This is a genomic window from Streptosporangium amethystogenes subsp. fukuiense (assembly GCF_042665875.1).
Lineage (GTDB): Bacteria > Actinomycetota > Actinomycetes > Streptosporangiales > Streptosporangiaceae > Streptosporangium > Streptosporangium fukuiense.
On sequence record NZ_JBHTEE010000001.1, the window covers coordinates 2983323 to 3009256 of the forward strand.

Genomic DNA, 25934 nt, shown 5'->3' on the forward strand with positions numbered 1-25934 from the left:
AGCTTCGGGCCTTCGGGCCGGGCAGGAGCGAAAGGCCATACCGGGGAGCCGCCGGAGGGCACCCCGATCCACATCGGGGTGCCCCGCCCGCCTCCCGCCGGATCCGGCGGGAGGGCCGGCGCAAGCTCACACCACTCGCAGAACACGCAGAAGGAGAACCGGAGATGCCGGAGAGGACAGTGGTCATCGCCTCAAGCACGGGCCTGCACGCCCGGCCCGCGAAGATCTTCGTGCAGGCCGCGGCCAAGCAGGGGATGCCCGTCCGCATCCGTGTCGGGGAAGGCAAACCCGTACCCGCCAACAGCATGCTCGCCGTGCTGGCGCTGGGCGCGACGCACGGCACGGAGGTCACCCTGGACGCGGAGGGACCGGGAGCCGACGAGGCACTCGACTCCCTCGCCGACCTGCTCGCCCGCGACCTCGACGCCGAAGAGACACCGCATGGCTGAGACGCTCAAGGGCCTGGGCGTGAGCCCGGGGCGGGCCGCCGGGCGAGTCTGCCGGATGGCGGCCCCGCCGGAGCTGCCGGCCCCCACGCCGGTCGCCGACGCCGACGCCGAACTCGGCCGGGCACTGGACGCGCTGCGAGCCACCGCCGCCGAACTGGCGGAGCGGGCCGAGAAGGCGCCCGACGCCGACGCGCGGGCGATCCTGGAGGCGCAGTCCTTCATCGCCGACGACCCCGGTCTGCACGAGTCCGTGGAGGCCGCCGTCAGGTCGGGCAAGGACGCCGCGCACGCCATCGACGAGGCATGCGCCCATCATCGGCGCGCACTGCTGGCGGCGGGCGGTTACATCGCCGAGCGAGCCGCCGACCTCGACGACGTCCGTAACCGGGCCGTCGCGGCGGTGCTCGGCCTACCCGTCCCCGGGGTGCCCACCCCCGGTCATCCCTTCGTCCTGATCGCCGAGGATCTCTCCCCCGCCGACACGGTGAACCTGGACCCCGACAGCGTTCTCGCCCTCGTCACCTCACGGGGTGGTCCGACCAGCCACACCGCCATCCTGGCCCGCGCCCGCGGCCTGCCCGCCGTGGTCGCCTGCCGGGAGGTGAGCGAGGTCGGCGAGGGGACGTGGGTGTCCGTCGACGGTCTGCGGGGCGAGGTGGAGGTCGGCATCGGCGAGGAGGCCGCCGCCGAGATCCAGCGCCTGGCGGAGGCCGAACGCCGCCGGACGAGCACGAGCCGGGGCCCCGGCCGGACCTCCGACGACCACCCGGTCAAGCTGCTGCTCAACATCGGCTCCGCGGCCGACCTCGCACCGCAGGGGGTGGACGCCGAGGGAGTGGGACTGTTCCGTACGGAGTTCCTCTTCCTGGACCGGCGTGAGGAGCCGGGCTATGAGGAGCAGGTGGCCGCCTACGCCGCGGTCTTCCGCGCCGCGCCCGGCGGGCACGTCGTGGTCCGCACCCTTGACGCGGGCACCGACAAGCCGCTGCCGTTCCTCGGGCTGGCCGAAGAGACCAACCCGGCGCTGGGCGTGCGGGGGCTGCGGGTGTCCCGGGTCAGGCCCGAGGTGCTCGACACCCAGCTCGACGCCATCGCCGAGGCCGCGCGCCAGAGCGGGGCCGAGCCGTGGGTGATGGCGCCCATGGTGACGACGGTGGGCGAGGCGGCCGACTTCGCCGGGCGGGCCCGCGCCCGGGGAATCGCCCGCGTCGGGGCGATGGTGGAGGTCCCCGCCGCCGCGCTGCGCGCCGAACGCCTGCTGAAGGAGCTCGACTTCCTGAGCATCGGCACCAACGACCTGAGTCAGTACACATTCGCCTCCGACCGGCAGCACGGAGATCTCGCCGACCTGCTCGACCCCTGGCAGGCGGCGCTGCTCCAGCTGATCGCCGACTGCGCCGCGGCCGGGCAGGCGGTGGGCAAGCCCGTCGGCGTGTGCGGCGAGGCGGCGGCGGACCCGCTCCTGGCGACGGTCCTGGTCGGGTTGGGCGTCACCAGTCTGTCGATGTCGGCGCCCAGCGTGCCCGCGGTGCGGGAGAGCCTCGCCGCGCACTCCCTGGCGCAGTGCCGCGACAACGCCCGGCTCGCCCTGGGCGCGGACGACCCCGGGCAGGCCAGAAAGATGATCCTCCCGGGTTGGTGACCCCCCTGAAACGGGCCGGAGACCCCCTCCCTCCGGCCCGTTTCCCCGGCACGCATCGGTGAAATCACCGGTGTTCTCCCCGGAAGGTGCCGGGGCACCGGTGCGGGCCGGCGGAGACCCCGCCCCGGCCCTTTCCAGGCGCGACATACGCGCGTAACACTGGGACATGCCCTCACCCTCCCCCGTCATCCGGTCACCGGCACTGCACGGCCGTGACGCGGAGCAGGACGCACTGTTGCGACTTCTCGACGCCGCGCGCGACGGATCGGGAGGCGCGCTGATCCTGCGGGGGGCACGGGGAACGGGAAAGACCGCGATGCTCGATGTCGCGGCTGAGCGCGCGGGCGAGTCGGGCGACTTCGCCGTGCTCAGGGCACGCGGCACCGAGGCGGAGTCGCACCTGCCCTGCGCCGGGCTGCACGGACTGCTCCGGCCGGTCGCCGACCGGCTGCCCGCGCTGCCCCCGGCACAGGCCGTGGCGCTGGCGCGAGCACTGGAACTGGGCGCGGTGGACGGCGGGCTGGCGCTTCCCGCCGCGGTGCTCAATCTCCTGGTGGCCCTCGACGGCCCGGTGCTGGCCTGCGTCGACGACGTTCACCATCTCGACGCGCCCAGCCGCGAGGCGCTCTTCTTCGCGGCCAGGCGGCTGACAGGGGAGGCGGTGGTACTACTGTTCGGTGCCGACGACGGCACCGCGGTCCCCGACGACATACCGGCCTTCGAGCTGAGCGCCCTGGACAAGGAGGCGGCCGGGCGACTGGCGGACGACCTGGCGCCGGAACTGGCCGATGACGTGCGGGCGTCGCTGCTGGAGATCGCCTGCGGCAACCCGCTCGCGCTCGGAGAACTCGCCCGGTCGCTCAGTCCCGAGCAGCTCTCCGGCGCCGTCGCGCCGCCCGAGACGCTGCCGAGGGGCGGGCGGCTCTGGCGCGCGTACGCCGACCGGTTGGCGCGGCTGCCCGGCGACACCGCGGACATGCTCCTGCTGCTCGCGGCCGACCCCGACCTGGAGACGGTCACCCTGCTCGAGGCCGCGAAGCCGCGCTGCGCGCTGACCGTGCTCGAACCGGCGGAGAGGGCGGGCGTGATCGTCCGCGTCGCCGACGCCGCCGGCGACCGCTACGACTTCCGTGAGCCCGCGATGCGGGCCGTGGTCTACGCCGGTTCCTCGCTTGCCGGGCGCCGAACGGCGCACCGCCTGCTCGCCGGCGTGCTGCGCCACGACCACCAGCGGCTGCGGCGCGCCTGGCATCGGGCCGAGGCGATGGACGGCCCCGACGAGTCACTGGCCGACGAACTGGCCGCGGCCGCCGCGGCGGCGGACCTCCAGGGAGGCCATCCGGCCTCCTTCCTCGCCTTCGAGCGGGCGGCCGAACTGACCGCGCACGGCGACGTCAAGGCCGCGCGCCTGGCCGCCGCCGCCAACCGCGCGTGGCGTGCCGGGCTGCCCAGGCGCACCCGGTCGCTGCTGGCCCGCCTGCACTCGCTGACCATCTCCGAGGAGGTACGGAGCCAGGCCGAGCTGATCCGCGGCAACCTGGAGCTGCGCAGCGGGAAGACCGGCAGCGCCGGGGACGACCTGATGTCGGCGGCCGAGTCGCTACTGGACAGGGATCGGGGACAGGCCGTCCGGGTGTTCATCCGCGCGGGCGAGGCGAGCTATCTGGCCGGCGACAACGTTCGCTACCTGGACATAGCGCGGCGGGCCGCCGCGCTGCGCCGCCCGGACGACCCGGCGGCCACCCAGCTGATGTTCGAGTATCTGGCCGGTACGGCGGCGACCTTCGGCGGCCGTCACCGGGAGGCGGCCGATCCGCTCCGCCGGGTGCTGGAGCTCGCGCCCTCGGTGCGTACCCCGTCGGTGCTGGTGTGGGCGGGCGTGGCCGGCCTGCTGCTGGGTGACGACGCGCAGGCGCAGCGGCTGTTCGGCCGGGCGGTGGAGACGGCGCGCGCGCTCGGGGCGGTCTCCACGGTGCCCCAGGTACTGGAGTTCATGATCCAGGCCGAGATCTGGATGGGCCGCTACGCCTCCATCGCCGCCAGCGCCGTCGAGGGACTCCGGATAGCCCAGGAACGCGGCAGGCCCAACAGCGCGGGCCAGCACCTGGGATGGCTCGCGCTCACCGCGGCCGTCGAGGGCGACGAGGAGACGTGCGCGATCAGGGCGGCGAGCGCCATCGAGCTGGCGGGCGCCCACGGCCTGGGGGTGGCGGGGGCACTCGGCAACTGGGCGCTGGCCCACCTCGACCTCGCGGCGGGACGCCACGCCGACGCGGCCAAGCGGCTGCGGGCCACGTCCGGATCGGGCGGGGCAGGCGGCCACCTCGTGGTGCGGGTCATATCGACGCCCCACTTCGTCGAGGCCGCCGCCCGCACCGGCGACCGGCAGGCGGCCGAGAGGGCCCTGCGGGTGCTGGACGGCTGGGTGGGCAGCACCCGCAGCCCCGACCGACGCGCGCTCGCCACGCGCTGTCACGCGCTCCTGGCCGCCCCCGGAGACGCCGAGGAGTACTTCAGAGCGGCGCTCGACCTGCACCACCAGGGTTTCTCCGAGTTCGAGACGGCCCGCACCCAGCTGCTCTTCGGCAGTGCCCTGCGCAGGAACCGGCGCCCCGGCGCGGCCAGGGAGCATCTGCACAGCGCCCTGGAGACGTTCGAGCGGTTCGGCGCGCGCCTCTGGGCCGAGCAGGCCCGCACCGAGCTGCGCGGGGCCGGGGAGGCCGTCAGGTCGTCCCACCCCGGGGCCACCGGGAAACTCACGGCGCAGCAGTACCAGATCGCGCGGATCGTCGCGGACGGCGCCACCAACCGGGAGGTGGCGGCCCGGCTCTTCCTGAGTCCGAGGACCGTCGAGCACCACCTCAGGAACATCTTCACCAAGCTCGACATCCGCTCGCGGGTGGAGCTGGTGCGGCTGATGTCCTGATTCACGGGTGCGATGCAGTACGGGTGATTTCACCGATGCACTTCCGGCCTGACAACGAGAAAGTGGCGACTGTCAGAAACCCGAGGGGTCACCTGGTGGCGCTGACCGTGCCGCCGCCTCCGGCGGCGGACCGGCGCGCGACGAACGGTTGTCGACCCGACCACCGTATCGCCCTGGTTCCCCCCACAGGAACGGAGTACAGCAACGTGCAGCCGTACCGCACCACCCCCCAGGCCCGCGCGCCCAGGCGGTCCCGCCGGGCGACGACTGTCGCCACGCTGACCCTCGCACTCGCTCTGCTCGGCACCGGCGGGGGCCTCGCGCCCGCCGCGCAGGCCGTCGCGGCCCCCGCCGCACAGGCCGCCGCCGCAGGCCCGTACGACCGCGGCCCCGACCCGACCAACGCCAGCATCGAGGCGGTCAGAGGGCCGTTCGCGATCGCGGAGACCAACGTCTCCTCGCTCCGGGTGACCGGCTTCGGCGGAGGGACGATCTACTACCCGACGTCCACCAGCGAGGGGACCTTCGGCGGAATAGCCATCGCCCCGGGCTACACCGCGAGCAAGTCGAGCATGGCCTGGCTCGCCTCGCGGCTGGCCTCCCACGGTTTCGTGGTCTTCAACATCGACACCATCACCACCTCCGACCAGCCCGCCAGCCGCGGCAGGCAACTGCTGGCCGCGCTCGACTACCTGGTGCAGAGCAGTTCGGCGGCCAGCCGGGTCGACGCCGGCAGGCTCGGCGTGATGGGGCACTCGATGGGCGGCGGCGGCACTCTGGAGGCCGCCAACAGCCGACCGCAGCTGCAGGCGGCCGTCCCGCTGACCGCGTGGCACCTGACCAAGAGCTGGTCGGGCATCCGGGTCCCGACGCTGATCGTCGGCGCGGAGAACGACAGCATCGCCTCGGTGAGCCTGCACTCCAAGCCGTTCTACAACAGCATCCCGGCCTCCTCGGAGAAGGCCTACCTGGAGCTCGACGGCGCCAGCCACTTCGCGCCCAACAGCTCCAACACGACGATCGCCAAGTACAGCATCTCGTGGCTGAAGCGGTTCGTCGACAACGACACCCGCTACGAGCAGTTCCTGTGCCCCGCGCCCCGGGGTGACCGGAACATCTCCGAGTACCAGGACACCTGCCCGCACTCCTAGGACACCGGACCACCACCGGGCCGTCACCGGGCCGCCGTCGAAGCACGGCACCGGCGGCGGCCCGCGACCGCGAACCCCCTGATCCGACGGCGGCCGCCGCACGCGGCCGCCGTCGGCGTACCCACCGCGGGGCTCCCTGAGATGCCATCATCTGATGGATTTTCCCCCGGTTTGATCAGTTACCGCCGGGGGGCAATAGGGTTTACGGACTATGTCCAGGAACGAAAGTCGACGTGACTCCAAGACCGTTATGTGGCTTCTCGCGTTCAGCGTCGTGGCCACCTTCACGGCCGGAGCGGTCACCCTGCTGAGCGGTCACCTCGAAGCCGTTCCCGATATTCCCCCACCCCCGGACGCCGCCCTGCCCCAGATACCCGTGACACCGGTGACACCGACCCCGCCACCGCAGCCTCGGGGGACGGCCGACCCCTCTGGCCCGGTCAAGGAGCCGCTCCTGCTGGCCAACGGTCGGCAGCAGCCGCTGAGGATGAAGGTGCCCCGGGCGGCCAAGGGCCGCTACGCCGTCGCCCCCGGCGAGGCCAGACCTCCCAGGGGCAAGGGCAGGGTCATCCGGTACGCGGTGGAGGTCGAGCGGGGCCTGCCGTTCGAGGTGGAGGAGTTCGCCTCCGAGGTGCACCGGATCCTCAACGACCCGCGCGGCTGGGGGTACCGGTTCAAACGGGTGGCGCGCGGCCCGGTGAAGCTCAGGGTCTCGCTGAGCAGCCCGGAGACCGCCGACCGGCGTTGCCTGCCGATGCGGACCAACGGCACGCTGTCCTGCTGGAACGGCGAGCGCGCGATCATCAACGCGGTCCGCTGGAACACCGGGGCACGAGGCTACGGCCGTGACGTGGCCTCCTACCGCGAGTACGTCATCAGCCACGAGGTCGGGCACGGCCTCGGCCACGGCCACGTGTCCTGCCCCGGCCCCGGCCGGCGGGCCCCGGTGATGCTCCAGCAGACCAAGTCCCTGTACGGCTGCCGCCCCAACCCCTGGCCGTCACCCCGCCGCTGACCGGCACGGCGGTCATGTGCGGCCGGTGAACCACCACGTACGGCAAAGCCGTGACGGGAGAAGATTCACCGGCCTCTCCCCGGGCACCCGGTAGACATGCGAGTAGCCATAGTCGGCGCGACCGGAAACGTGGGCACCAGCGTGGTGTCCGCCCTTGCCGCCGATCCCGACATCACATCCATCGTGGGCCTGGCCCGCAGGCCGCCGGCCTGGCAGCCGCCCAAGACCACCTGGCGGGCCGTGGACATCACCACCGGCGACCTGGCGCCGCAGTTGGAGGGGGCCGACGCGGTCATCCACCTGGCGTGGCTGTTCCAGCCCACCCGTGACCCGGTGACCACCTGGCGGAACAACGTCCTCGGCGGTATCAGGGTCTTCGAGGCCGCCGCGCGCTCGGGCGTCTCCACGCTCGTGCACGCCTCCTCGGTCGGCGCCTACTCCTCCGCGCGCAAGGACCGAGCGGTCGCCGAGGACTGGCCGACCCACGGCTGGCCCGGCGCCGCCTACGGCAGGGAGAAGGCCTACCTCGAACGGGTACTCGACACGTTCGAACGCGACCACCCACAGATCAGGGTCGTGCGGCTGCGGCCGGGATTCACCTTCAAGCGGGAGGCGGCGGTTGAGCAGCGGCGACTGTTCGGCGGCCCGTTCGTGCCGCAGCGGCTGCTGCGGCCGAGCCTGATCCCTCTCGTGCCCGACACCCCCGGGCTCCGTTTCCAGGTGGTGCACAGCGCCGACGTCGGCGAGGCCTACCGGCTGGCGGTCACCCGTCCGGTGTCGGGTGCCTTCAACATCGCGGCCGGCCCGGTGATCGAGCCCTCGGTGCTGGCCGATCTGCTCGGCGCCCGGCTGGTGCCCGTCTCCGGCTGGGCGCTCAGGAGCGCGGCCGCCGCGGCCTGGCACCTGAGGCTGGTACCCGCCTCACCGGGCCTGGTCGACCTGGTGCTCAGAATGCCGATCATGGATACCGGCCGCGCCCATGCCGAGCTGGGCTGGCAGCCGCGGCACACGGCGCTGGAGGCGATGAGCGAGCTGTTCTCGGGACTGCGCGACGCCGAAGGTATGGACACCCCGCCACTCTCACCGCGCACCGGAGGGCCCGGACGCCTGGGCGAGTTGGCCGGCGGCGTCGGCGCGAGGCCGTAGAGACCACGCGGCGACGGGACCGCCGGAATCGTCAGGAGGGACGCGGGCATGAGCAGGATCCTCGTGGGCACCGCCTCGTGGACGCACCGATCGCTGCTGGAGTCGGGCTGGTATCCCGGTGACGCCTCCACCCCGGCGAAGCGACTGGCCTACTACGCGTCGAGGTTTCCGATCGCCGAGGTGGACGCCACCTACTACCACCCGCCGTCGCAGAGCACCGTGGAGTCCTGGCGAGACCGCACCCGTCCGGGGTTCACCTTCGACGTCAAGGCGTTCTCCCTGCTGACCGGGCACCCCACCCGGCCTGCCGCCCTCTACCGGGACCTGCGGGAGAGACTCGGCGCACCGCCGGAGCACAACCTCTACCTCAAAGACGTGCCGCCGGAGATCGTCGACGAGGTCTGGCGGCGATTCCTCAGCGCGCTGGAACCGCTGCACGAGGCGGGCAGGCTGGGAGCGGTGCTCTTCCAGTTCCCGCCGTGGTTCCCGATCGGGGAGAACAACAGGCGCCACATCCTGGAGTGCGCCCGGCGCTGCGCGCCGATGCGGATCAGCGTCGAGTTCCGCAACCACACCTGGATGGACGAGGAGAACCGCGAGGACACCCTGGCCTTCCTCGCCGAACACGATCTCGCCTACGTGGGGGTCGACATGCCCCAGGGGCATCCTTCGTCGATCCCGCCGGTCCTGGCCGCGACCTCCGGCCTCGCCGTGGTACGGCTGCATGGGCACTCCGGCAGGTGGACCAGCAAGAACATCGACGAGCGCTTCGCCTACCTGTACTCGGAGGCGGAACTCGAGCACTGGGCGGTCAGGATCAGAGAGCTCGCCGCACAGGCCGAGGTCACCCACGTGCTCTTCAACAACTGCTGCCGGGACAACGCCCAGCGCAACGCCGCCAGGTTCGGCGCGCTCGTCGAAGAGGCGGGCGAGCCCGGCGAACAGGACGGGCAGGACGAGGCCCGGACGGCCGACCGGTTCCGGGGCACCGCTACCTGACCTGGCGCCTCGCCCTGGTCATGGTGGCCCTGCGCTCGTCGGGGGTGGTGCCTCCCCACACGCCGTCCATCTGCTGGGTGTTCAACGCGTACTCCAGACAACGCCCGCGCACCGGGCAGCGGCGGCACACGGCTCTGGCGCGCTCGTACTGTTCACGACCCGGCCCCTCGTAGGACACCGGAAAGAAGAGTTCGGGATCCTCGCTGAGGCAGGAGGAGCGGCGGGACCAGCTGATGATCGGAATAACGTTGCTCTTAACAGGCATGGCGATCCAATTGGGAGTGAGAACGGCTCAGATACTGGCAGCTCAGGTTGAGGATCGCGTGCCCGCTGTAGTGGCACTCATACCTTTTAAGCGGAAAAATCGGGTGATTTTGACCGATGGTCTCTTCCGTTAAGGGAAATCCCGATCAACGGGCCCGACCCCGGCGGTGCCCGACGGCCTGACCATCCCCGCGCGCTCCGGGGCCCGGCGACCGCCGCTCCCGCCGGGCCGGGGCGCGCACCCCGGCCCGGCGACCGGTTACTACCGCTCCACCCGTGCCCGCTCGTCGGGCACGCAGTGCGTCATCTTCAGGCCGGTCACGTCGCGCGGCCCGTTCTTGCCCAGCTTGGACAGCCGCTCGCGGTCCTCGTCCGTCAGGTCCTGGCCGACCAACGGCTTCAGGTGGGAGACGTCCCCGGGGCTGATGCCCAGCCCCTCCCCCACCCTGAGCCCGAGGTCGTCCTCGACCATCAGGAAGTGCCAGACCATCCGCTCCTGGACGGGGCGCGAGGCCTGGGAGAGCAGGTCGACGAAGTTCCGCACGAGATCGTCGCGCTCCCACTGCTCCATGAGCATGTAGCGCTGGCCTGCCTGGGTGTAGTCGTTGGTACGCGGAATGCGCTTGCGGGTCAGCCTCCCGGAGATGACCGGCCCCTGCTCGTCGTAGGTGGGGTACTGCCCCTCCCTGAGCCCCCCGGTGATGGACGGCTCGTAGTTGACGTGCGGGTTCTCGCCCTGGCCGTCGACGAAATAGGTCATCTGCCCGTCGCGCTGGTTGGTGCGCACCTCGGCGTGCTTGGCCTGGTTGACCGGGAGCTGCAGGTAGTTGGGCCCCACCCGGTGGCGCTGGGTGTCGCTGTAGGAGAACGTACGGCCCACCAGCATCTTGTCGTCGGAGAAGTCGAGGCCGTCGACCAGGACACCGGTCCCGAAGGAGATCTGCTCGTTCTCGGCGAAGTTGTTGGCCACGTTGCGGTTCAGCACCATCCTGCCGACCGGCATGGGCGGGAACTCGTTCTCCGGCCACACCTTGGTGTCGTCCAGCGGGTCGAAGTCCAGCTCGGGGTGGTCGTCGTCGCTCATCATCTGCACCCGCAGCTCCCACTCGGGGAAGTCACCCCGCTCGATCGCCTCGTGCAGGTCCCTGGTGGCGTGTCCGAGGTCCAGTGCCTGTACGGCCGCGGCGTCCTCGGCGGTCATGCTGCGCACGCCCTGCTTGGGGATCCAGTGGTACTTCACCAGACGGCTGTCGCCTTCCTGGTTCTCCCACTTGTAGGTGTTGACCCCGAATCCCTGCATGTGCCGGTAGTCGGCCGGGATGCCGCGCGGGCTGAACAGGTTGACGAGCATGTGCATGCTCTCCGGCGTCTGTGACATGAAGTCGAAGATCCGGCCGGGTTCCTGCCTGAACGTCACCGGGTCCGGCTTGAGCGAGTGGATCACATCGGGGAACTTGATGGCGTCCCTGATGAAGAAGACCCCCAGGTTGTTGCCGACGAGGTCCCAGTTGCCGTCCTCGGTGTAGAACTTCACCGCGAACCCGCGCGGGTCGCGGGCGGCCTCGGAGGAGTCCCTGCCACCGATCACGGTGGAGAACCGGACTGCCACATCGGTCCGCTTTCCGGGCTCCTGGAAGAGTTTCGCCCGGGTGTAGCGGCTGATCGGCTCGTCACCGAACGTGCCGTAGGCCTCGAAGTAACCGTAGGAGGTCGTCCCTCGGGCGTGGACCACCCGCTCGGGGATGCGCTCGCGATCGAAGTGGCTGATCTTCTCCAGGAACTGGTAGTTCTCCAGCGTGGCCGGACCCCTCGCGCCGACCGTGCGCTGATTCTGGTTGTCGTAGACCTGGTGCCCCTGCCGGTTGGTCAGAATCGGGCGGTCATCGCCCGGCTGGGGCCCCACGCTCGACACATCCGTCATGATGACGATTCCTTCCCTGCCGCGGTCACGTTCGGCGTACCACTTCATATCGGTACACGGTCCCCCTTATCCGACAGAGGGCGTTTTATAGCGACAAAGAGAAGAATCTTCACAAAGAAGGATGGCAATTTAAACGGCCGGACAGCGGCTCGGCGTTCTTATGGCGTCGCCGTGCCTATGGCGACGCCGGCGCGTCGCGGTGAGGCCGCTCTTGTCCGGCTCCTTCCCTCGTCGCTCATCCGCTTCGCTCCGTGTTGTCGGCGACGCTGCGCGTCGCGGTGAGGCCGCTCTTGTCCGGCTCCTTCCCTCGTCGCTCATCCGCTTCGCTCCTTCGCTCCTCGGTCCAGTCCCCGGCGCGGCCTCACGGGCACTCCTCGGTCCAGTCCCCGGCGCGGCCTCACGAGCCATTTGCGACGCTGCGCGTCGCGGTTCGGCCGCTGGGACCCGGCTCCTTCCCTCGTCGCTCATCCGCTTCGCTCCTTCGCTCCTCGGTCCAGTCCCCGGCGCGGCCTCACGGCGCCCTCCTAGATCGGCTCGCCCTCGTTCTCGTCGCCCTGCTCAGGGCCGGGGGTACCGGTCCCGCTCCGGCTCGGCGACGGCGAAGGAGTGGGCCGGCCGGGATCCGGCGTCGCCGGGATCGGGGGCGGGGTCGGCACGAACACCGTGGGCGGAAGCGGCCTCGGCGGCGGCCGGAAATCGTCCTCCTTGCGCAGCAGGAGCCAGACCGTCACGGCCAGCAACACGAGCAGCAGGGTCAGCACGACCCCCGCGGCGATCACGGCCCGGCGGGTCTCGGTCGGCGGCGGCGCGTCCTTGGGCGGCGCGGGCAGCGCGGGCGAGCGGTCGCCCACCCAGTGCGGCGCGAAGTCGGGGCCGTGCTGCTCGCCGATCAGCGTTCCGCTGACCAGCACCGGTTCGAGGAACCGCTCCGCTCCCGCCCTGTCGGGCTCGTACGGCGTGGCCACCCACGGGGCGCTCCCGCCGTCCATGGCCAGCACCTGCGGAACCGTGTCGGCCACCGCGGTGCGCCCGCGGGTCGCCCTGGCCATCCAGCCGCGGACACCGGAACGGCTGGCCGCCGCGTCACGGACACCGGTGACGAAGCGGTCGCGGGCCGCCGGGTCGAGCGCGGCTCCCCTGGTCAGCACCGCGACCGAGACGGCCCTGCCGTCGGGGGCGAGCCCGAGATAGACCAGCCCGGCGGGCCCCACCCGCAGACGTGCCTGCACGACGAAGGGTCCCAGCTGGGGCGGGTCGCCATACTGGAGCGGAGTGGCCACGTCTGACATGAAAGCACACCCGGCCGATCACCCCATGCCGCACGGGTGACGAGATCGGGCACGCCGCACGGGCCGCCACCGGGCTCGGGGGACCTCCCCACCCGAGAAGCCGGCTGCTCGCCTCCCTCGGCCGAGACGGGCACCGGCCGTCTCGAACACGAGAAGCATGACGAGGGAGGCGATTCACCGCCGGGTCGACCCGGCGGTTCCCTTGCCGGACGTGATGGAATATCGACATGACCGTCGCAGAAGAACTGCCGAGCGAGATCGACACCGGACTGCTGCGCGACGCCCTGACCGAGGTCCGGCGGGTCATCGTCGGGCAGGAGCACATGGTGGAGCGGTTGCTCGTGGCGCTCCTCGCCCGTGGCCACTGCCTGCTGGAGGGTGTACCGGGCGTGGCCAAGACCCTGGCCGCCTCGACGCTGGCCACCGTGGTCGGCGGCGCCTTCGCCCGTATCCAGTTCACCCCCGACCTGGTCCCCAGTGACATCGTGGGCACCCGGGTGTACCACCCCTCCCGCGAGGTCTTCGACGTCGAGCTCGGCCCGGTGTTCGTCAACTTCCTGCTCGCCGACGAGATCAACCGTGCCCCGGCCAAGGTGCAGTCGGCGCTGCTGGAGGTCATGGCCGAGCGGCAGGTGACCCTGGCCGGGGAGACCCACCCGCTGCCCAGGCCGTTCATCGTGCTGGCCACCCAGAACCCGATCGAGTCCGAGGGCGTCTACCCCCTCCCCGAGGTCCAGCGCGACCGGTTCCTGTTCAAGGTCCGCGTCGCCCATCCCAGCGCCCACGAGGAACTGGAGATCCTGCACCGGATGAGCGTCACGCCGCCGACGCCCAGGGCGGTGCTCGACCCCGCGCGGCTGGCCGCGCTGCAGTCGATGGCCGATCAGGTCTCGGTGCACCAGCTCGTCGCCGATTACGTGGTCAGGCTCGTGATGGCCACCCGCTCCCCCGCCGACTACGGCCTGGCCGGGCTGGAGGAGAACATCGAGATCGGTGTCAGCCCCCGGGCCACCCTCGGCCTGGTCGCGGCGGGACGTGGCCTGGCGCTGCTGCGGGGCCGCGACTACCTGCTCCCCGACGACATCCGCGACGTGGCGGTGGACGTGATGTCCCACCGGCTGATGCTCACCTTCGACGCCCTGGCGGACGGGATCGATCCCGAGGACGTGATCCGCCAGATCCTCGCCGCCGTTCCGCCCCCCCTCGTCGTCTGGAACCAGGGCCCCCGGTGACCACCTCAGAAAGCGGCGTGGGGACGTGCCCATACCTGGACTGAGGGACTTCCGTGAGGCCGCGCCGGGGACTGGACTGAGGAGTGAAGGAGCGAAGCGGATGAACGACGAGGGAAGGAGCCGGGTAAGAGCGGCCTCACCGCGACGCGCAGCGTCGCCGGTAGCAGGGAAGGAGCCGGGTAAGAGCGGCCTCACCGCGACGCGCAGCGTCGCAATCGGCACTGCCGAGCAGGCACTGCGGCGGCTGGAGCTCACCATCGTACGGCGCCTGGACGGGTTGCTACAGGGTGCCTACCAGGGGCTTCTTCCCGGTCCTGGCAGCGAGTTCGGCGACAGCCGGGTCTACGTGCCCGGCGAGGACGACATCCGGCGGATGGACTGGGCGGTGACCGCCCGCACGACGGTCCCGCACGTGCGCGACCTGGTCGCCGACCGGGAGCTGGAGACCTGGGCGCTGGCCGACCTGTCGCCCAGCATGGACTTCGGCACCGCCGACATGGAGAAGCGGGACCTGGTCGTGGCCGCCATCGGGGCGATCGGCTTCCTGGCGGGCCGGATCGGAAACCGCTTCGGCACGTACGTCCTGCACGACGAGTACGTCCACCGGATGCCCGCCAGGAGCGGCCGCCCGGCGCTGTACGGCCTGCTGCACTCGCTGATGGAGGCTCCCAGGGGTCGTGCCGTCATCGACGCCCCCGACCTGGCCGAGGCGATCGAGGTGATGGCCTCGGCACGGCGACGGCGCGGCCTGCGAGTGATCGTCTCCGACTTTCTCGACCCCGAACCCACGCTCGATCCCACCCTGGAGCTGCCCTGGGAGCGGCCGATCCGCAGGCTGGCCGCTCACCACCAGGTGATGGCCGTCGAGGTGATCGACCCCCGCGAGCTGGAGCTGCCGGCGGTCGGACTGGTCAACCTGACCGACCCGGAGTCGGGGCGAAGCCGCCAGATCCAGCTCACGCCCAAGGTCCGCCGGGCGTACGCGGAAGCCGCCGCCGCGCAGCGGGCGGCCAACCAGACGGCGTTGCGCCGCTGCGGGGTGGCCCACCTGGTGCTGCGCACCGACCGCGACTGGGTCTTCGACATCGCCCAGTTCGTACTGCGGCAGCGGCGCATGGCGTACCTGACCCATAGGCACCCGAGGTCGGGAGCGACACGGTGACTTTCCTCTCTCCGGCCTGGCTGTGGCTGTTCGCCGCGCTGGCGCTGCTCGTGGCGGGCTACGTGGCCGCCCAGTTCGCCCGGCGCCGCTACGCGCTGCGCTTCACCAACCTGCCGCTGCTGACGCTGGTGACCCCCTCGGAGCCCGGCTGGCGGCGGCACGTCGCCCCGCTGCTGTTCCTCGTCATGATGGGCCTGCTGATCGTGGGCTCGGCCCGTCCCGCCGATTCGGTACGGATTCCCCGCGACCGCGCGACGATCATCATCGCGCTGGACGTCTCGCTGTCGATGGAGGCCGACGACGTCCAGCCGAACCGGATCGCCGCAGCCAAGGAGGCGGCCCAGAAGTTCGTCGCGGACCTGCCGGAACGCTTCAACGTCGGGCTGGTCGCCTTCGCCCGCTCCGCCTCCGTCGTGGTCTCCCCCACCACCGACCACCAGGCGGTGAACACCTCCCTGGGCAACCTGAGCACCCGTGCGGGCACCGCGATCGGCGAGGCGGTGTTCAGCTCCCTGGACTCGTTGCGCTCCTTCGACCAGCGGGCGGTGACCGACCCCCCGCCCGCGGCGATCGTACTGCTGTCCGACGGCGACAACACCTCCGGCCGCTCGGTGGCGGAGGCGATCGAGTCGGCGATGAGCTCGCGCGTGCCGGTCTCCACGATCGCCTACGGCACCCAGGAGGGCACCGTCTCGATCGACGGGCGCGACGTGAACGTGCCGGTGAACAAGACCACGCTGCAGACCCTGTCGGACGGCACCGGCGGCCGGGCCTACGAGGCGGAGTCCGGCAGCCAGCTGCGGGAGGTGTACGAGCAGATCGGCACCTCGCTGGGTTACCGGACGGTCAACCAGGAGGTCACCCAGTGGTTCGTGGTGGCGGCGGTCCTGACCGGGCTGGTGACCGCCGGGGTGGCCCTGCTGCTGGGGTCGCGGCTGCCCTGAGCGGGTCCCCGCCATTGGTAACGTTCTACGACGTGGCACATTACTTCGAGGAGCGTCCCGAGACCGCCGACCGTCCCGGCTCGGTCACGCTCGTGCTCCCCGACCTTCACCTGAAGCTGGAGACCGACAGCGGGGTCTTCTCCGCCGAGCGCGTCGATGTGGGCACCCGGATCCTGCTGGAGAGCGTGCCTCCTCCGCCGTCCGGCGGCGACCTGCTCGACCTGGGCTGCGGTTACGGGCCGATCGCGCTGACGATGGCCTCGCGCGCCCCCGAGGCGACGGTCTGGGCGGTGGACGTCAACCGCAGGTCCGTGGAGCTGTGCGCCAGGAACGCCAGGTCCGCCTCCCTCGGCAACGTGAGGGCGATGCACGTCGACGAGGTTCCGCCCCAGGTGCGGTTCTCCGCCATCTGGTCCAATCCGGCGATCCGCATCGGCAAGGCCGCGATGCACGAGATGCTGACCCGCTGGCTGTCACGCCTCGCCCCCGACGGCGTCGCCCACCTGGTGGTCCAGAAGCACCTGGGCTCGGACTCCCTGCAGCGCTGGCTGAACGAGCGGGGCTGGCCCACCGAGCGGGTGGCCTCCCGCTCGGCGTACCGGATCCTCCGGGTGCAGGCCAGGTCGCAGGCGGACCCGGCGCGGTGAGCACGGTCATCCCGGCGGGCGGGACACGAGCCGCCCGAGAGACGAACGAGGAACGACGAGGAACGGTGAACGACCGATGACGGCGAACCCGCGCAGGCAGCTGCGCCCGACCGATGTCAAGCGCCTCAACCGCACCTGGCGAAGAAACACCGAGGGGCGGCTCGCACTGATCCTGGAGTCGGTGACCGGCCCGTTCAACGTCGGTTCCATCTTCCGCACGGCCGCCGCCTTCGGGGTGGAGCGGATCTGGCTGGCGGGCAACGCCACCCCGCCGACCAACCCAAAGGCGCAGAAGACCGCGCTGGGCACCGACCGCCTGGTGGCCTGGGAGGAGCCGGTGCCCGTCCTGGAGGCCGTACGGGCGGCCAGGGACGACGGGTTCACCGTGGTCGCGGTGGAGTTGACCGGCGACGCGGTGCCTCTGTCCGAGGCCAAACTGGACGGCGACGTGTGCCTGGTGGTGGGCAGCGAGGACCACGGATGCTCCCCCGCGCTGCTGGAGGCCGTCGACGGCGTCTGCTACATCCCGCAGGTGGGCCGGGTCGGCTCGTTCAACGTCTCGGTCGCGGCGGCGATCGCGGTGGCGGAGGTCCGCCGCCAGGAGTGGTCGGGCAGGGCGCTGCCGGAGGACTGACCGTCATCGGTTCGGGCGCCCGCTCTCCTCCGTGCCCGAACCGGTGCCCGAACCGGTGCCCGAACCGATGGCCGCGCGCCCTTCGGCTCCCTGCCCGTCCGGCCTCTGCCCGTCGTGCCCCCGGGCACCGTCGAGCGGGACCTTCTCGCCCCCGTAGACCCTGCTCATCCTGGCGCGAAGCCTGGCGAGCCGGCGGTGTTTTTTGGCCGCGGGGATCCCCTCCTCGTCCTCGACGGCCGTGGAGATGGTCGGGATCGGCCTCTTGCCCCGGATGAGGGCCTCGATGCCCTCGTTGGGCGGGACGTGCACCTCGATGTAGTCGCCCAGCGGCCGACGCTTGATCACGCCGGTCTCCACGCCGTGGCCGATCTGCGCGGCGTCGCGGCGCTGCAGGCCCAGGCAGATCCGGTAGGTGATGTAGTAGGCCAGGGCCGGCCCCAGGAAGATCATGACGCGGCCGGTGTAGGTCAGCATGTTCAGCGAGAGGTGGAAGAACGCGGCGATCTCGTCGTTCGAGGCTATCAGCCACAGGATCCCGTAGAACGTGATCGCGGCCAGGCCGATCGAGGTGCGGTGCGGGTTGTTCCGGGGACGGTCCACCACATTGTGCTCGCGGCGGTCCCCGGTGACCCACGACTCGATGAACGGATACAGCGCCAGGCCCGTCATGATGATGCCCGCCGGCACCAGCGCCGGGATCAGCACGCTCATCGGCAGCGTGAAGCCCAGGAAGTTGATCTCCCAGGAGGGCATCAGGCGGAGCGCGCCGTCCAGGAACGCCAGATAGAAGTCGGGCTGCGAACCAGCCGAGATGTTGGCCGGGGTGTAGGGACCGTACAACCAGATCGGGTTGATCTGCGCGAAGGTGCCCAGCAGCGCGATGACCCCGAAGGTGAACATGAAGAAGGCGCCCGACTTGGCCATGAAGGAGGGGTACGTCGGCCCGCCCACCACGTTGTCGTTGGTGCGGCCCTTGCCCGGCAGTTGCGTGTGCTTCAGCACCCAGGTGAGCATCAGGTGGGCGGTGATCAGCGCCAGCAGGACGCCCGGCAGGAGCAGGATGTGTATCGAGTAGAACCTGGAGATGATGTCCTCGCCGGGATACTGGCCGCCGAAGAGGAAGAAGGTGAGCCAGGTGCCGATCACCGGAAACGAGATCATCGTGCCCGCGGTGATCCGCAGGCCGACACCGGAGAGCAGGTCGTCGGCCAGGGAGTAGCCGGTCAGCCCCTCGGCCAGGGCCAGCATCAGCAGCAGCACGCCGATCACCCAGTTCAGCTCCCTGGGCTTGCGGTAGGCGCCCATGAAGAAGATCCGGAGCATGTGCGCCATCATCCCGGCGACGAACAGCAGGGCGGCCCAGTGGTGCATCTGCCGCATCAGCAGGCCACCGCGCACGTCGAAGCTGATGTTCAACGTCGAGGCGTACGCCTCGGACATCATGATGCCCCGCAGCGGGCCATAGGAGCCGTCGTAGACGATCTCGCCCATGGTGGGCCTGAAGAAGAACGTCAGGAACACGCCGGTCAGCAGCAGGACGACGAACGAGTAGAGCGGTATCTCGCCGAGCAGGAACGTCCAGTGGTCGGGGAAGAGCTTCCGCATGTTGCGCTTGAGAAAGGAGGCGGCGCCGAGGCGGTCGTCGACGAACCCGCTGACGCCCGCCACGGGCTTCGGAATGCTCCCGGTGCTCATGCGCGGCCTCCGTTCTCGTGGACCTCGGTCTCGACGTCGTGCTCCCGTGAACCGAGAACCAGCTGAAACGGCGAGGTCTGCCGTGGACGACCAGGTGTTTTTCATCATCCATGGTGATGAACAAGCCGATGAACAAGCCGAGGCAAAGACTCGCCGATCGGTCCGGTTCCGTGGTCTTGTGACCCAAATGTTCACCTGCCCGCGATGGCGAGCCCTGCTCACAGGGGGCATACTCCTGCACGTGCAGCGTCGTTATGCCTTCCTCGACCATCCCGCCCCACTCGCCTTCGCCCACCGGGGCGGGGCGGCCGAGGGAAGGGAGAACACCTTCGCCGCCTTCGAGCGGGCCGTCGAGCTCGGTTACACCTACCTGGAGACCGACGCGCACGCCACCTCCGACGGAGTGCTCCTGGCCTTCCACGACCACACGCTGGACCGGGTGACCGATCGCCGGGGACGGATCGCCGCGCTGCCGTACCGGCTGGTGCGCGAGGCACGGATCGGCGGCGTGGACGAGATCCCGCTGATGGAGGACCTGCTGGGCTCGTGGCCCGAGGCGCGTTTCAACATCGACGTCAAGGAGGCGGCGGCCATCGCGCCGCTCGCCGAGACGGTCAGGCGGACCGCCTCCCACAACCGGATCTGCCTCACCTCCTTCTCCGAGGAGCGACTCGCCCGCGCCCGTGCCGCGATCGGTCGCGAGGTGTGCTCCTCGCTCGGACCACGCGGCGTGGCGGCCCTGCGCGCCGCCGCCACCACCTCCGGATACGGCCGGCTGCTCGCCCGCCTGGCCCGCGCCGGGGTACCGTGCGCGCAGGTGCCGGTGGGCTTCCGCGGCCTGCGGATCACCACGCCCGCCCTGGTCCGCACGGCGCACGCGCTCGGCATGCAGGTCCACGTGTGGACCGTCAACAACACCGGGGTGATGGAACGCCTACTCGACGCGGGCGTGGACGGCCTGATGACCGACAACATCTCCGGGCTGCGCGACGTGCTGGAGGCCCGTGGTCAGTGGCACCCCGGCCGTCTCGCCGCATGAACCGCGTGAACCGCGTGAACCGCGTGAGTCACATGAGCCGCCCGGGTGAGATGAGTGGCGTGCGGGCGCGTGACCGCCGGGACAGGCGGGACCCCGCGAGAGCACCGGCCCGGCCACCACGCGCCTGCCCTCTCGTGGCGACCTGAACGCACGACCGCGCGAGCGCCCCTGCCCCCCGCCCCCCAGCGAACCGAGGACCCCCATGACCTCCGAACAGGTCGTCGAGGAAACCCCCCAGGCCCGCCGCCGCGAACAGCGCGGCTGGTACTTCTACGACTGGGCGAACTCCGCCTTCCCCACCACCGTCCTGACGGTCTTCCTCGGCCCCTACCTGACGACGATCGCGGAGACCGCCGCCCAGGGTCGCCCCTACGTGGACGTGCTCGGGTTCGACGTGCGGCCCAGCGCCTACTACTCCTTCGTGGTGGGCACCGCGGCCATCCTGCAGATCATCCTGATGCCCGTGGCGGGCGCCCTGGCCGACCACACCGGCCGCAAGAAGGAGCTCATGGGGCTGTTCGCCTACCTCGGCGCCGGCGCCACCCTCTGCTTCTGGTTCGTCGCCGACGGACGCTACCTGCTGGGCGGCGCGCTGTTCCTGGTGGCCAACGTGGCCTTCGCCGCCGCGTTCGTGATCTACAACTCGTTCCTGCCGGAGATCGCCACGGCGGACGAGCGCGACCGGGTCTCCGCCCAGGGGTGGGGCTTCGGCTACCTCGGCGGCGGCCTGCTGCTCGCCTTCCACCTGGTGCTCTTCCTCAAGCACAGGTCCTTCGGCGTCACCGAGGCCGAAGCGGTGCGCATCGCCCTGGCCTCGGCGGGCCTGTGGTGGGGCGGGTTCACCGTCATCCCGCTGCTGCGGCTGCGCAACCGGCGGGCGCTCGCCCCCGGCACCGAGACGACCGCCCAGGCCGTGACGGGCAGCTTCCGCCAGCTGGGCCGCACCATCAGGGAGCTACGGCGCTACCCGCTGACCTTGGGCTTCCTGGTCGCCTATCTCATCTACAACGACGGCGTGCAGACCGTCATCTCCTTCTCGGCCACCTATGCCGACAAGGAGCTCGGTCTTGGCCAGGAGGTGCGGATCGCGGCGATCCTGATGGTGCAGTTCGTGGCCTTCTTCGGGGCGCTGCTGCTCGGCCGGCTCGCCGCCTCCTACGGGGCCAAGCGGGTCGTGATGGTCGCGTTGATCGCCTGGGTCGCCGTGGTGGCCGTGGCCTACTTCCTGCCCAAGGGGTCGGCCGGGCCTTTCTTCGCGCTGGGATTCGCCATCGCGATCGTGATGGGCGGGACGCAGGCACTGTCGCGGTCACTGTTCTCACATGTGATCCCGCGGGGCAAGGAGGCGGAGTACTACAGCCTGTACGAGATCAGCGACAAGGGCTCGACGTTCCTCGGGTCGTTCACCCTCGGCCTGGCGCTCCAGCTGACCGACAGCTATCGCCTGGGCATCGTCTCTTTGGTGATCTTCTTCGTGCTCGGTTTCGTGCTGCTCGCCCTCATCGACCTGCCCAAGGCCATCAGGGCGGCCGGAAACCAGGTGCCGGAACGCCTCTGAGAACGCTCCGGAAAAGGGTTCCTTCACAGACCGGGTCAAGAACGTGCGATTGGATCACGCTGTCTGTGGGAATCCACACACGGTATCAAGCGTTGTACGCCGTGGGAGACGAACCCCTCACGACGGGGCCCTCAGGAGGCATTCAGACATGGGCGAGCGTGCGCTACGCGGTACCCGGCTCGGGGCGACCAGCTACGAGAACGACCGCAACACCGATCTGGCCCCGCGCCAGGAGGTGTCCTACACCTGCCCGAAGGGCCATCGATTCGACGTTCCGCTTGCCGCTGAGGCCGAGATCCCGGCGACCTGGGAGTGCCGCATGTGCGGTGCGACCGCCCTCCGGGTGGACGGCGAGGTGCCGGAGGCCAAGAAGGCCAAGCCCCCGCGTACGCACTGGGACATGCTGCTGGAGCGCCGCACGATCGAGGACCTGGAGGAGGTGCTCAACGAGCGCCTGGCGATTCTACGCGCCCAGCGCCGCAAGAGCGCCTGACGGATTCGAAGGGACGGAGACCTTCGGCCCCCTGACCAGGGGGCCGAAGGTCTCCGTCTTCTCCACTGCCTTCTCCGCTGCCCCGGTGACGACCGGGGCGCGAAGTGGCTCAGCCGATTAGTGCGGAATTGGTCCTTGGGGTCGGTTCGCTTTCTCCCTAAGGTCATTTCCATGACCACTCAGACCAGCAGAGAGACCACCGGCACCACCTCGACGACGGCCGGTGAGAAAGCCGCGGCGCTCCGGGCGCTGCACGTGCCGGGCCGACCGCTGGTGGTGCCCAACGTCTGGGACGCCGCGTCGGCACGTGCCGTCGAGGCCGAGGGGTTCCCGGTGATCGCCACCGGCAGCGCCGCCGTCGCCCCGGTGCTCGGCTACGACGACGGTGAGGAGACACCCGTCGAGGAGATGCTGGCCGCGATCGCCAGGATCAGCCGCTCGGTCGGCCTGCCCGTCACCGCGGACATGGAACGCGGCTACGGGCTGGAGCCCGCCGAACTGGTCGAGCGGCTCGCCGCCGCCGGGGCCTCCGGCTGCAACCTGGAGGATTCCGATCCGCGCACCGGTGCCATGGTCGACGTCGACGAGCAGGCGGCCTTCCTGGGCGCCGTCCGGTCCGCCGCGGCCGACGCCGGCGTGGACCTGGTGATCAACGCCCGGATCGACACCTACATGAACGGCACGGGAGACGCCGGGGAGCGGCTGGCCGAATCGGTGCGGCGGGGCCGCCGCTACCTGGAGGCGGGCGCCGACTGCGTCTACCCGATCTTCGCGGCCGAGGCCGAGGCCGTCCGCGCACTGGCCGAGCGGATCGAGGGGCCGATCAACATCCTGTTCCGTCCGGGTACGCCGTCGCTCGGCGAGCTGGCCTCCCTCGGGGTGGCCCGGGTGAGCTTCGGCCACGGCCTGCACAAGGCCGTGCAGGCGTACACGGCCCGGATGCTCACCGCGATCCGGGACGGTGAGAGCCCCTACTCCCCCGCGCTCTGATCCGGCGCCCCGCCGGGCTCAGAGGCTGAGCTTGCCCTCGGCTCCGCCGCACCACTCCACCAGCAGGACCGTGGCATCGTCCTGGAGCCTGCCGTCGTGGTGTTTCAGCACGCTGCGGACCAGGCGGCGCAGGGTCTCCGGCACGGGCAGGCCGTCGGCGTTGTGCCGGATGATGAAGTCGACGAAGCGCGCCAGACCGAACTCCCTGCCCGCGCGGTCGCGGGCCTCGACCATGCCGTCGGTGTAGAGGAGCACGCGGTCGCCTGGCTCCAGCTGCTCCCTGCACAGGGTCACCGGCAGTCCGAGTCCGAGGCCCAGCGGGTGGGCGGGCGGGCATCTCAGGGTGGTGACCCATCGCCCCCCTCTGATCACCACCGGCGGGTGATGACCCCGGTTGACCCAGGCGAACACTCCGGTGCGCATGTTCAGGTCGGCCAGAATGGCCGTGGCGAAACGGTTGCCCTGGCCGAACTCCTTGATCAGCACCTCCTCGATCCCCTCGCTGACCCGGACGAGGCCGGCCCCCTGGCGGCGCTGGTTGCGGCAGGCGGCCACCGCGAGGTTGGCGGTCAGCCCGGCCGACGCGTCATGGCCCATCGCGTCGAAGACCGCCAGGTGGACGGCTTCGCCGTCCAGCCCGTAGTCGAAGGCGTCGCCGCCGAGCTCGTACGCCGGTTCGAGCGCGGCACCGATGATCACCTTCTCGCTGGCGAAGGTGAGCGGCGGCAACAGGTTCCACTGCATCTCGGCGGCGACGTTCATCGGCCGGGTCCGCACCAGCCGGGCATAGGAGTCGCTCTGGGAACGCTTGCTCACCAGCATCAGCGCGACCACGGACGCCAGGTGCCGCATGTCCTCCTGCGACCGGTCGCCGTCGGTGTCCGGCCGGGCACTGACGCGCAGCACCCCGAGGCGTTCCGTGCCGTCCAGCAGCGGCACCCACCATCGTCCCCCCTCGCCCGCGGCACCGGCGCCGGGCAGCACGCGCATCTCCTGGAAGGCACGTCCCGCCAGCGTTCCGTCGATCCGCAGTTCGGCCGGCTCCCGCTCGGCGCTCTCGCCCCGGCCGGTCAGAGGGCGCAGCACATCCTGTTGCAGGTCGGCCAGGTAGATCAGCACGTCGTACAGACCGACATGCGCGGCGTGCTCCTCAACGAGGGACGGCAGCCGCTCCACCGTGCTCAGATGGCTGGCCTCGACAAGTCCCGCGAGCATTCTCGCCCGTCCCCGGTGAGGCCCCACGTCGTTGCAGCCCACCTGCGGCGTGGATGGTGTGGATCCGTCCACGGCGACTCCTCGAGACCCCGGTCCGCGCCGGACGCCGAACACGAACGGCTCATCCGACGCCTTCAGAAGAACCTCTACCCCCGCGAAGGGGATCAACCCGGCCCTTTCCCCGGGATCCGCATCCGCCGGCGGCCTGTCAGTCACCCCCGCACAGGGCCACGGCCTGCCGGTGCGGGTAGACGTGCTCCAGATCGTGTCCGGGCCGATCACTCCCGCCATCGGTGATCAGGACTCCATAACATCGCGATAGGGATTTTTTGGGAGATCCCTTAACGGGCGCCCCGCAAATACCTTGACAGCACCCCTCACAAGGAGTGTTCATGTTACGTCGAGGTACCCTCCTGGCCGGAGCCACCACCGTGGCCCTGTACCTGGCCGCCACCGTGGCGCCCGCCTCCGCAGCACCCGCCCCCCTCGCCCCCCAGCCTCCGGCAGCGATGCTCGAGGCCCTCCAGCGCGACCTCGGCCTCACCGCCGAGCAGGCCGTGCAGCGACTGGCCAACGAGCAGCGCGCGGCCGCCTCGGAGTCCGCCCTGAGCGGTGAACTCGGCGCCGACTACGCCGGTGCCTGGCTCAACGGCGACGCCTCCCAGCTCTCCGTGGCCACCACCGACGCCGCCGACGCCGCCGCCATCAGGGCCAAGGGCGCGCAGCCCGTGATCGTCGGCCGGACCCTGGCCGAACTCAACGCCGTCAAGGACGGTCTCGACCAGGCCTCCGCGGAGGCCAGGGCCGGCGCGTCCCTCTGGTACGTCGACGTCACCACCAACAGCGTCGTCGTCCTCACCGGCGACCAGGCCGCGGGCGAGGCCCTCGTCTCCGCCGCGGGCGTCGACAAGAACGCCGTCCGGGTGACGCTCTCCGCCGAGAAGCCCCAGCCCTTCGCCAACATCATCGGCGGCCTCGCCTACTACATCGGCTCCAGCCGGTGCAGCATCGGCTTCTCCGTCCGCAAGGGAACCACCCCCGGCTTCGTGACCGCGGGACACTGCGGCCGGGCCGGCAACACCACCACCAACCCGTCCGGCACCTTCCAGGGTTCGTCGTTCCCCGGCAACGACTACGCCTGGGTCGCCACTCCCGGCCACACCGTGCAGCCGTGGGTGCGCGGTTCCGGCGGCGCGAACGTGATCGTCCGCGGCTCCACCCAGGCCTCGGTCGGCGCCTCGATCTGCCGCTCCGGCTCGACCACCGGCTGGCGCTGCGGCGTCATCAGCCAGCACAACACCAGCGTGACCTACTCGCAGGGCACGGTGAGCGGCCTGACCCGCACCACCGTGTGCGCCCAGCCGGGCGACTCCGGCGGTTCCTACATCTCCGGCAGCCAGGCCCAGGGCGTCACCTCCGGCGGTTCGGGCAACTGCACCGTCGGCGGCACCACCTACCACCAGCCGGTCAACGAGATCCTCTCGGTGTACGGGCTGACGCTCGTCACCGGCTGACCCCGCCTC

General features: G+C 70.9%; 22 protein-coding genes. 17 read left to right on the forward strand and 5 right to left on the reverse strand.

Annotation, left to right across the window (positions count from 1 at the left end; all coding sequences use genetic code 11):
* Nucleotides 1-164 precede the first annotated feature (164 nt).
* The 7 genes from ACFQVD_RS13000 (at nucleotide 165) to ACFQVD_RS13030 (ending at nucleotide 9328) form a co-directional block, all read left to right on the forward strand.
* Nucleotides 165-449 carry an HPr family phosphocarrier protein gene (locus ACFQVD_RS13000; protein WP_030904431.1) on the forward strand — a complete coding sequence of 95 codons (285 nt, stop codon included), beginning with the start codon at nucleotides 165-167 and terminating at the stop codon, nucleotides 447-449.
* Entirely contained in the window at nucleotides 442-2091 is a 1650-nt protein-coding gene (gene ptsP / locus ACFQVD_RS13005) for a phosphoenolpyruvate--protein phosphotransferase (protein ID WP_343974172.1), read from the forward strand. The genes ACFQVD_RS13000 and ptsP overlap by 8 nt, the downstream gene beginning before the upstream one ends.
* Nucleotides 2092-2257: 166 nt before the next feature.
* Nucleotides 2258-5017: a helix-turn-helix transcriptional regulator gene (locus ACFQVD_RS13010; protein ID WP_343974169.1), complete on the forward strand. Its 2760-nt coding sequence runs from the start codon at nucleotides 2258-2260 to the stop codon at nucleotides 5015-5017.
* A gap of 206 nt (nucleotides 5018-5223) precedes the next feature.
* The gene (bdeA, locus tag ACFQVD_RS13015; protein WP_386274312.1) at nucleotides 5224-6168 is read left to right on the forward strand and encodes a bis(hydroxyethyl) terephthalate hydrolase; all 945 of its coding nucleotides are present in this window, start codon (nucleotides 5224-5226) and stop codon (nucleotides 6166-6168) included.
* A gap of 211 nt (nucleotides 6169-6379) precedes the next feature.
* On the forward strand, nucleotides 6380-7183 hold the full coding sequence (locus ACFQVD_RS13020; protein ID WP_343974166.1) for a DUF3152 domain-containing protein: 804 nt from the start codon (nucleotides 6380-6382) through the stop codon (nucleotides 7181-7183).
* Nucleotides 7184-7279: 96 nt separating this feature from the next.
* The gene (locus ACFQVD_RS13025; protein ID WP_343974163.1) at nucleotides 7280-8329 is read left to right on the forward strand and encodes an NAD-dependent epimerase/dehydratase family protein; all 1050 of its coding nucleotides are present in this window, start codon (nucleotides 7280-7282) and stop codon (nucleotides 8327-8329) included.
* A 48-nt stretch (nucleotides 8330-8377) separates the two neighbouring features.
* Nucleotides 8378-9328 (forward strand): DUF72 domain-containing protein, encoded by a 951-nt coding sequence (locus tag ACFQVD_RS13030; protein ID WP_343974160.1) that lies wholly within the window; start codon nucleotides 8378-8380, stop codon nucleotides 9326-9328.
* Here ACFQVD_RS13030 and ACFQVD_RS13035 read toward each other — a convergent pair.
* The 3 genes from ACFQVD_RS13035 to ACFQVD_RS13045 form a co-directional block, all read right to left on the reverse strand.
* Nucleotides 9321-9593 carry a WhiB family transcriptional regulator gene (locus ACFQVD_RS13035; protein ID WP_343974157.1) on the reverse strand — a complete coding sequence of 91 codons (273 nt, stop codon included), beginning with the start codon at nucleotides 9591-9593 and terminating at the stop codon, nucleotides 9321-9323. The genes ACFQVD_RS13030 and ACFQVD_RS13035 overlap by 8 nt on opposite strands.
* Before the next feature lie 261 nt (nucleotides 9594-9854).
* Entirely contained in the window at nucleotides 9855-11513 is a 1659-nt protein-coding gene (locus tag ACFQVD_RS13040; RefSeq protein WP_343974154.1) for a catalase, read from the reverse strand.
* 524 nt (nucleotides 11514-12037) lie between these two features.
* Nucleotides 12038-12802, reverse strand: a complete 765-nt coding sequence (locus ACFQVD_RS13045) for a hypothetical protein (RefSeq protein ID WP_343974151.1) — start codon at nucleotides 12800-12802, stop codon at nucleotides 12038-12040.
* Nucleotides 12803-13029: 227 nt separating this feature from the next.
* Between ACFQVD_RS13045 and ACFQVD_RS13050 the strand changes: the two genes are divergently transcribed.
* From ACFQVD_RS13050 to ACFQVD_RS13070, 5 genes are all read left to right on the forward strand, one after another.
* A complete protein-coding gene (locus tag ACFQVD_RS13050) occupies nucleotides 13030-14034 on the forward strand; it encodes an AAA family ATPase (protein WP_030904452.1) in 1005 nt (334 codons plus the stop codon).
* 100 nt (nucleotides 14035-14134) lie between these two features.
* Nucleotides 14135-15196, forward strand: a complete 1062-nt coding sequence (locus tag ACFQVD_RS13055) for a DUF58 domain-containing protein (protein ID WP_343974147.1) — start codon at nucleotides 14135-14137, stop codon at nucleotides 15194-15196.
* A complete protein-coding gene (locus ACFQVD_RS13060) occupies nucleotides 15193-16140 on the forward strand; it encodes a VWA domain-containing protein (protein WP_343974144.1) in 948 nt (315 codons plus the stop codon). Before ACFQVD_RS13055 ends, ACFQVD_RS13060 begins: the two co-directional genes overlap by 4 nt.
* 32 nt (nucleotides 16141-16172) lie before the next feature.
* Complete coding sequence (locus tag ACFQVD_RS13065) at nucleotides 16173-16787, forward strand: class I SAM-dependent methyltransferase (protein WP_343974141.1); 615 nt, start codon at nucleotides 16173-16175, stop codon at nucleotides 16785-16787.
* 76 nt (nucleotides 16788-16863) lie between these two features.
* A complete protein-coding gene (locus ACFQVD_RS13070) occupies nucleotides 16864-17421 on the forward strand; it encodes a TrmH family RNA methyltransferase (protein WP_343974138.1) in 558 nt (185 codons plus the stop codon).
* Nucleotides 17422-17424: 3 nt separating this feature from the next.
* On the opposite strand, the gene qcrB is transcribed toward ACFQVD_RS13070, so the two are convergent.
* Nucleotides 17425-19116: a cytochrome bc1 complex cytochrome b subunit gene (gene qcrB / locus ACFQVD_RS13075; RefSeq protein ID WP_343974135.1), complete on the reverse strand. Its 1692-nt coding sequence runs from the start codon at nucleotides 19114-19116 to the stop codon at nucleotides 17425-17427.
* Nucleotides 19117-19357: 241 nt separating this feature from the next.
* On the opposite strand from qcrB, the gene ACFQVD_RS13080 reads away from it, so the two are divergent.
* The 4 genes from ACFQVD_RS13080 to ACFQVD_RS13095 all read left to right on the forward strand — a co-directional run bounded on the left by ACFQVD_RS13080 (nucleotide 19358) and on the right by ACFQVD_RS13095 (nucleotide 23196).
* Nucleotides 19358-20155 (forward strand): glycerophosphodiester phosphodiesterase, encoded by a 798-nt coding sequence (locus tag ACFQVD_RS13080; RefSeq protein WP_343974132.1) that lies wholly within the window; start codon nucleotides 19358-19360, stop codon nucleotides 20153-20155.
* A 142-nt stretch (nucleotides 20156-20297) separates the two neighbouring features.
* Nucleotides 20298-21713, forward strand: a complete 1416-nt coding sequence (locus tag ACFQVD_RS13085) for an MFS transporter (RefSeq protein WP_343974180.1) — start codon at nucleotides 20298-20300, stop codon at nucleotides 21711-21713.
* A gap of 148 nt (nucleotides 21714-21861) precedes the next feature.
* The gene (locus tag ACFQVD_RS13090) at nucleotides 21862-22206 is read left to right on the forward strand and encodes an RNA polymerase-binding protein RbpA (RefSeq protein WP_030904469.1); all 345 of its coding nucleotides are present in this window, start codon (nucleotides 21862-21864) and stop codon (nucleotides 22204-22206) included.
* Between the two features lie 171 nt (nucleotides 22207-22377).
* On the forward strand, nucleotides 22378-23196 hold the full coding sequence (locus ACFQVD_RS13095; protein ID WP_343974125.1) for an isocitrate lyase/PEP mutase family protein: 819 nt from the start codon (nucleotides 22378-22380) through the stop codon (nucleotides 23194-23196).
* Nucleotides 23197-23214: 18 nt separating this feature from the next.
* On the opposite strand, the gene ACFQVD_RS13100 is transcribed toward ACFQVD_RS13095, so the two are convergent.
* Entirely contained in the window at nucleotides 23215-24411 is a 1197-nt protein-coding gene (locus tag ACFQVD_RS13100; protein ID WP_343974177.1) for a PP2C family protein-serine/threonine phosphatase, read from the reverse strand.
* A 392-nt stretch (nucleotides 24412-24803) separates the two neighbouring features.
* Between ACFQVD_RS13100 and ACFQVD_RS13105 the strand changes: the two genes are divergently transcribed.
* Nucleotides 24804-25925 (forward strand): S1 family peptidase, encoded by a 1122-nt coding sequence (locus ACFQVD_RS13105; RefSeq protein WP_343974122.1) that lies wholly within the window; start codon nucleotides 24804-24806, stop codon nucleotides 25923-25925.
* The last annotated feature ends 9 nt before the right edge of the window (nucleotides 25926-25934 follow it).

What these genes read in the sequence shown, in the direction of transcription:
- ACFQVD_RS13030 (WP_343974160.1), top strand. Translation starts at nt 8,378, where the DNA reads ATGAGCAGGATCCTCGTGGGCACCGCCTCGTGGACGCACCGATCGCTG.
- ACFQVD_RS13100 (WP_343974177.1), bottom strand. Translation starts at nt 24,411, where the DNA reads ATGCTCGCGGGACTTGTCGAGGCCAGCCATCTGAGCACGGTGGAGCGG.
- qcrB (WP_343974135.1), bottom strand. Translation starts at nt 19,116, where the DNA reads ATGAGCACCGGGAGCATTCCGAAGCCCGTGGCGGGCGTCAGCGGGTTC.
- ACFQVD_RS13045 (WP_343974151.1), bottom strand. Translation starts at nt 12,802, where the DNA reads ATGTCAGACGTGGCCACTCCGCTCCAGTATGGCGACCCGCCCCAGCTG.
- ACFQVD_RS13050 (WP_030904452.1), top strand. Translation starts at nt 13,030, where the DNA reads ATGACCGTCGCAGAAGAACTGCCGAGCGAGATCGACACCGGACTGCTG.
- ACFQVD_RS13055 (WP_343974147.1), top strand. Translation starts at nt 14,135, where the DNA reads ATGAACGACGAGGGAAGGAGCCGGGTAAGAGCGGCCTCACCGCGACGC.
- ACFQVD_RS13070 (WP_343974138.1), top strand. Translation starts at nt 16,864, where the DNA reads ATGACGGCGAACCCGCGCAGGCAGCTGCGCCCGACCGATGTCAAGCGC.
- ACFQVD_RS13000 (WP_030904431.1), top strand. Translation starts at nt 165, where the DNA reads ATGCCGGAGAGGACAGTGGTCATCGCCTCAAGCACGGGCCTGCACGCC.
- ACFQVD_RS13090 (WP_030904469.1), top strand. Translation starts at nt 21,862, where the DNA reads ATGGGCGAGCGTGCGCTACGCGGTACCCGGCTCGGGGCGACCAGCTAC.
- ACFQVD_RS13035 (WP_343974157.1), bottom strand. Translation starts at nt 9,593, where the DNA reads ATGCCTGTTAAGAGCAACGTTATTCCGATCATCAGCTGGTCCCGCCGC.
- ACFQVD_RS13040 (WP_343974154.1), bottom strand. Translation starts at nt 11,513, where the DNA reads ATGACGGATGTGTCGAGCGTGGGGCCCCAGCCGGGCGATGACCGCCCG.
- ACFQVD_RS13095 (WP_343974125.1), top strand. Translation starts at nt 22,378, where the DNA reads ATGACCACTCAGACCAGCAGAGAGACCACCGGCACCACCTCGACGACG.
- ACFQVD_RS13105 (WP_343974122.1), top strand. Translation starts at nt 24,804, where the DNA reads ATGTTACGTCGAGGTACCCTCCTGGCCGGAGCCACCACCGTGGCCCTG.
- ACFQVD_RS13025 (WP_343974163.1), top strand. Translation starts at nt 7,280, where the DNA reads ATGCGAGTAGCCATAGTCGGCGCGACCGGAAACGTGGGCACCAGCGTG.
- ptsP (WP_343974172.1), top strand. Translation starts at nt 442, where the DNA reads ATGGCTGAGACGCTCAAGGGCCTGGGCGTGAGCCCGGGGCGGGCCGCC.
- ACFQVD_RS13020 (WP_343974166.1), top strand. Translation starts at nt 6,380, where the DNA reads ATGTCCAGGAACGAAAGTCGACGTGACTCCAAGACCGTTATGTGGCTT.
- ACFQVD_RS13010 (WP_343974169.1), top strand. Translation starts at nt 2,258, where the DNA reads ATGCCCTCACCCTCCCCCGTCATCCGGTCACCGGCACTGCACGGCCGT.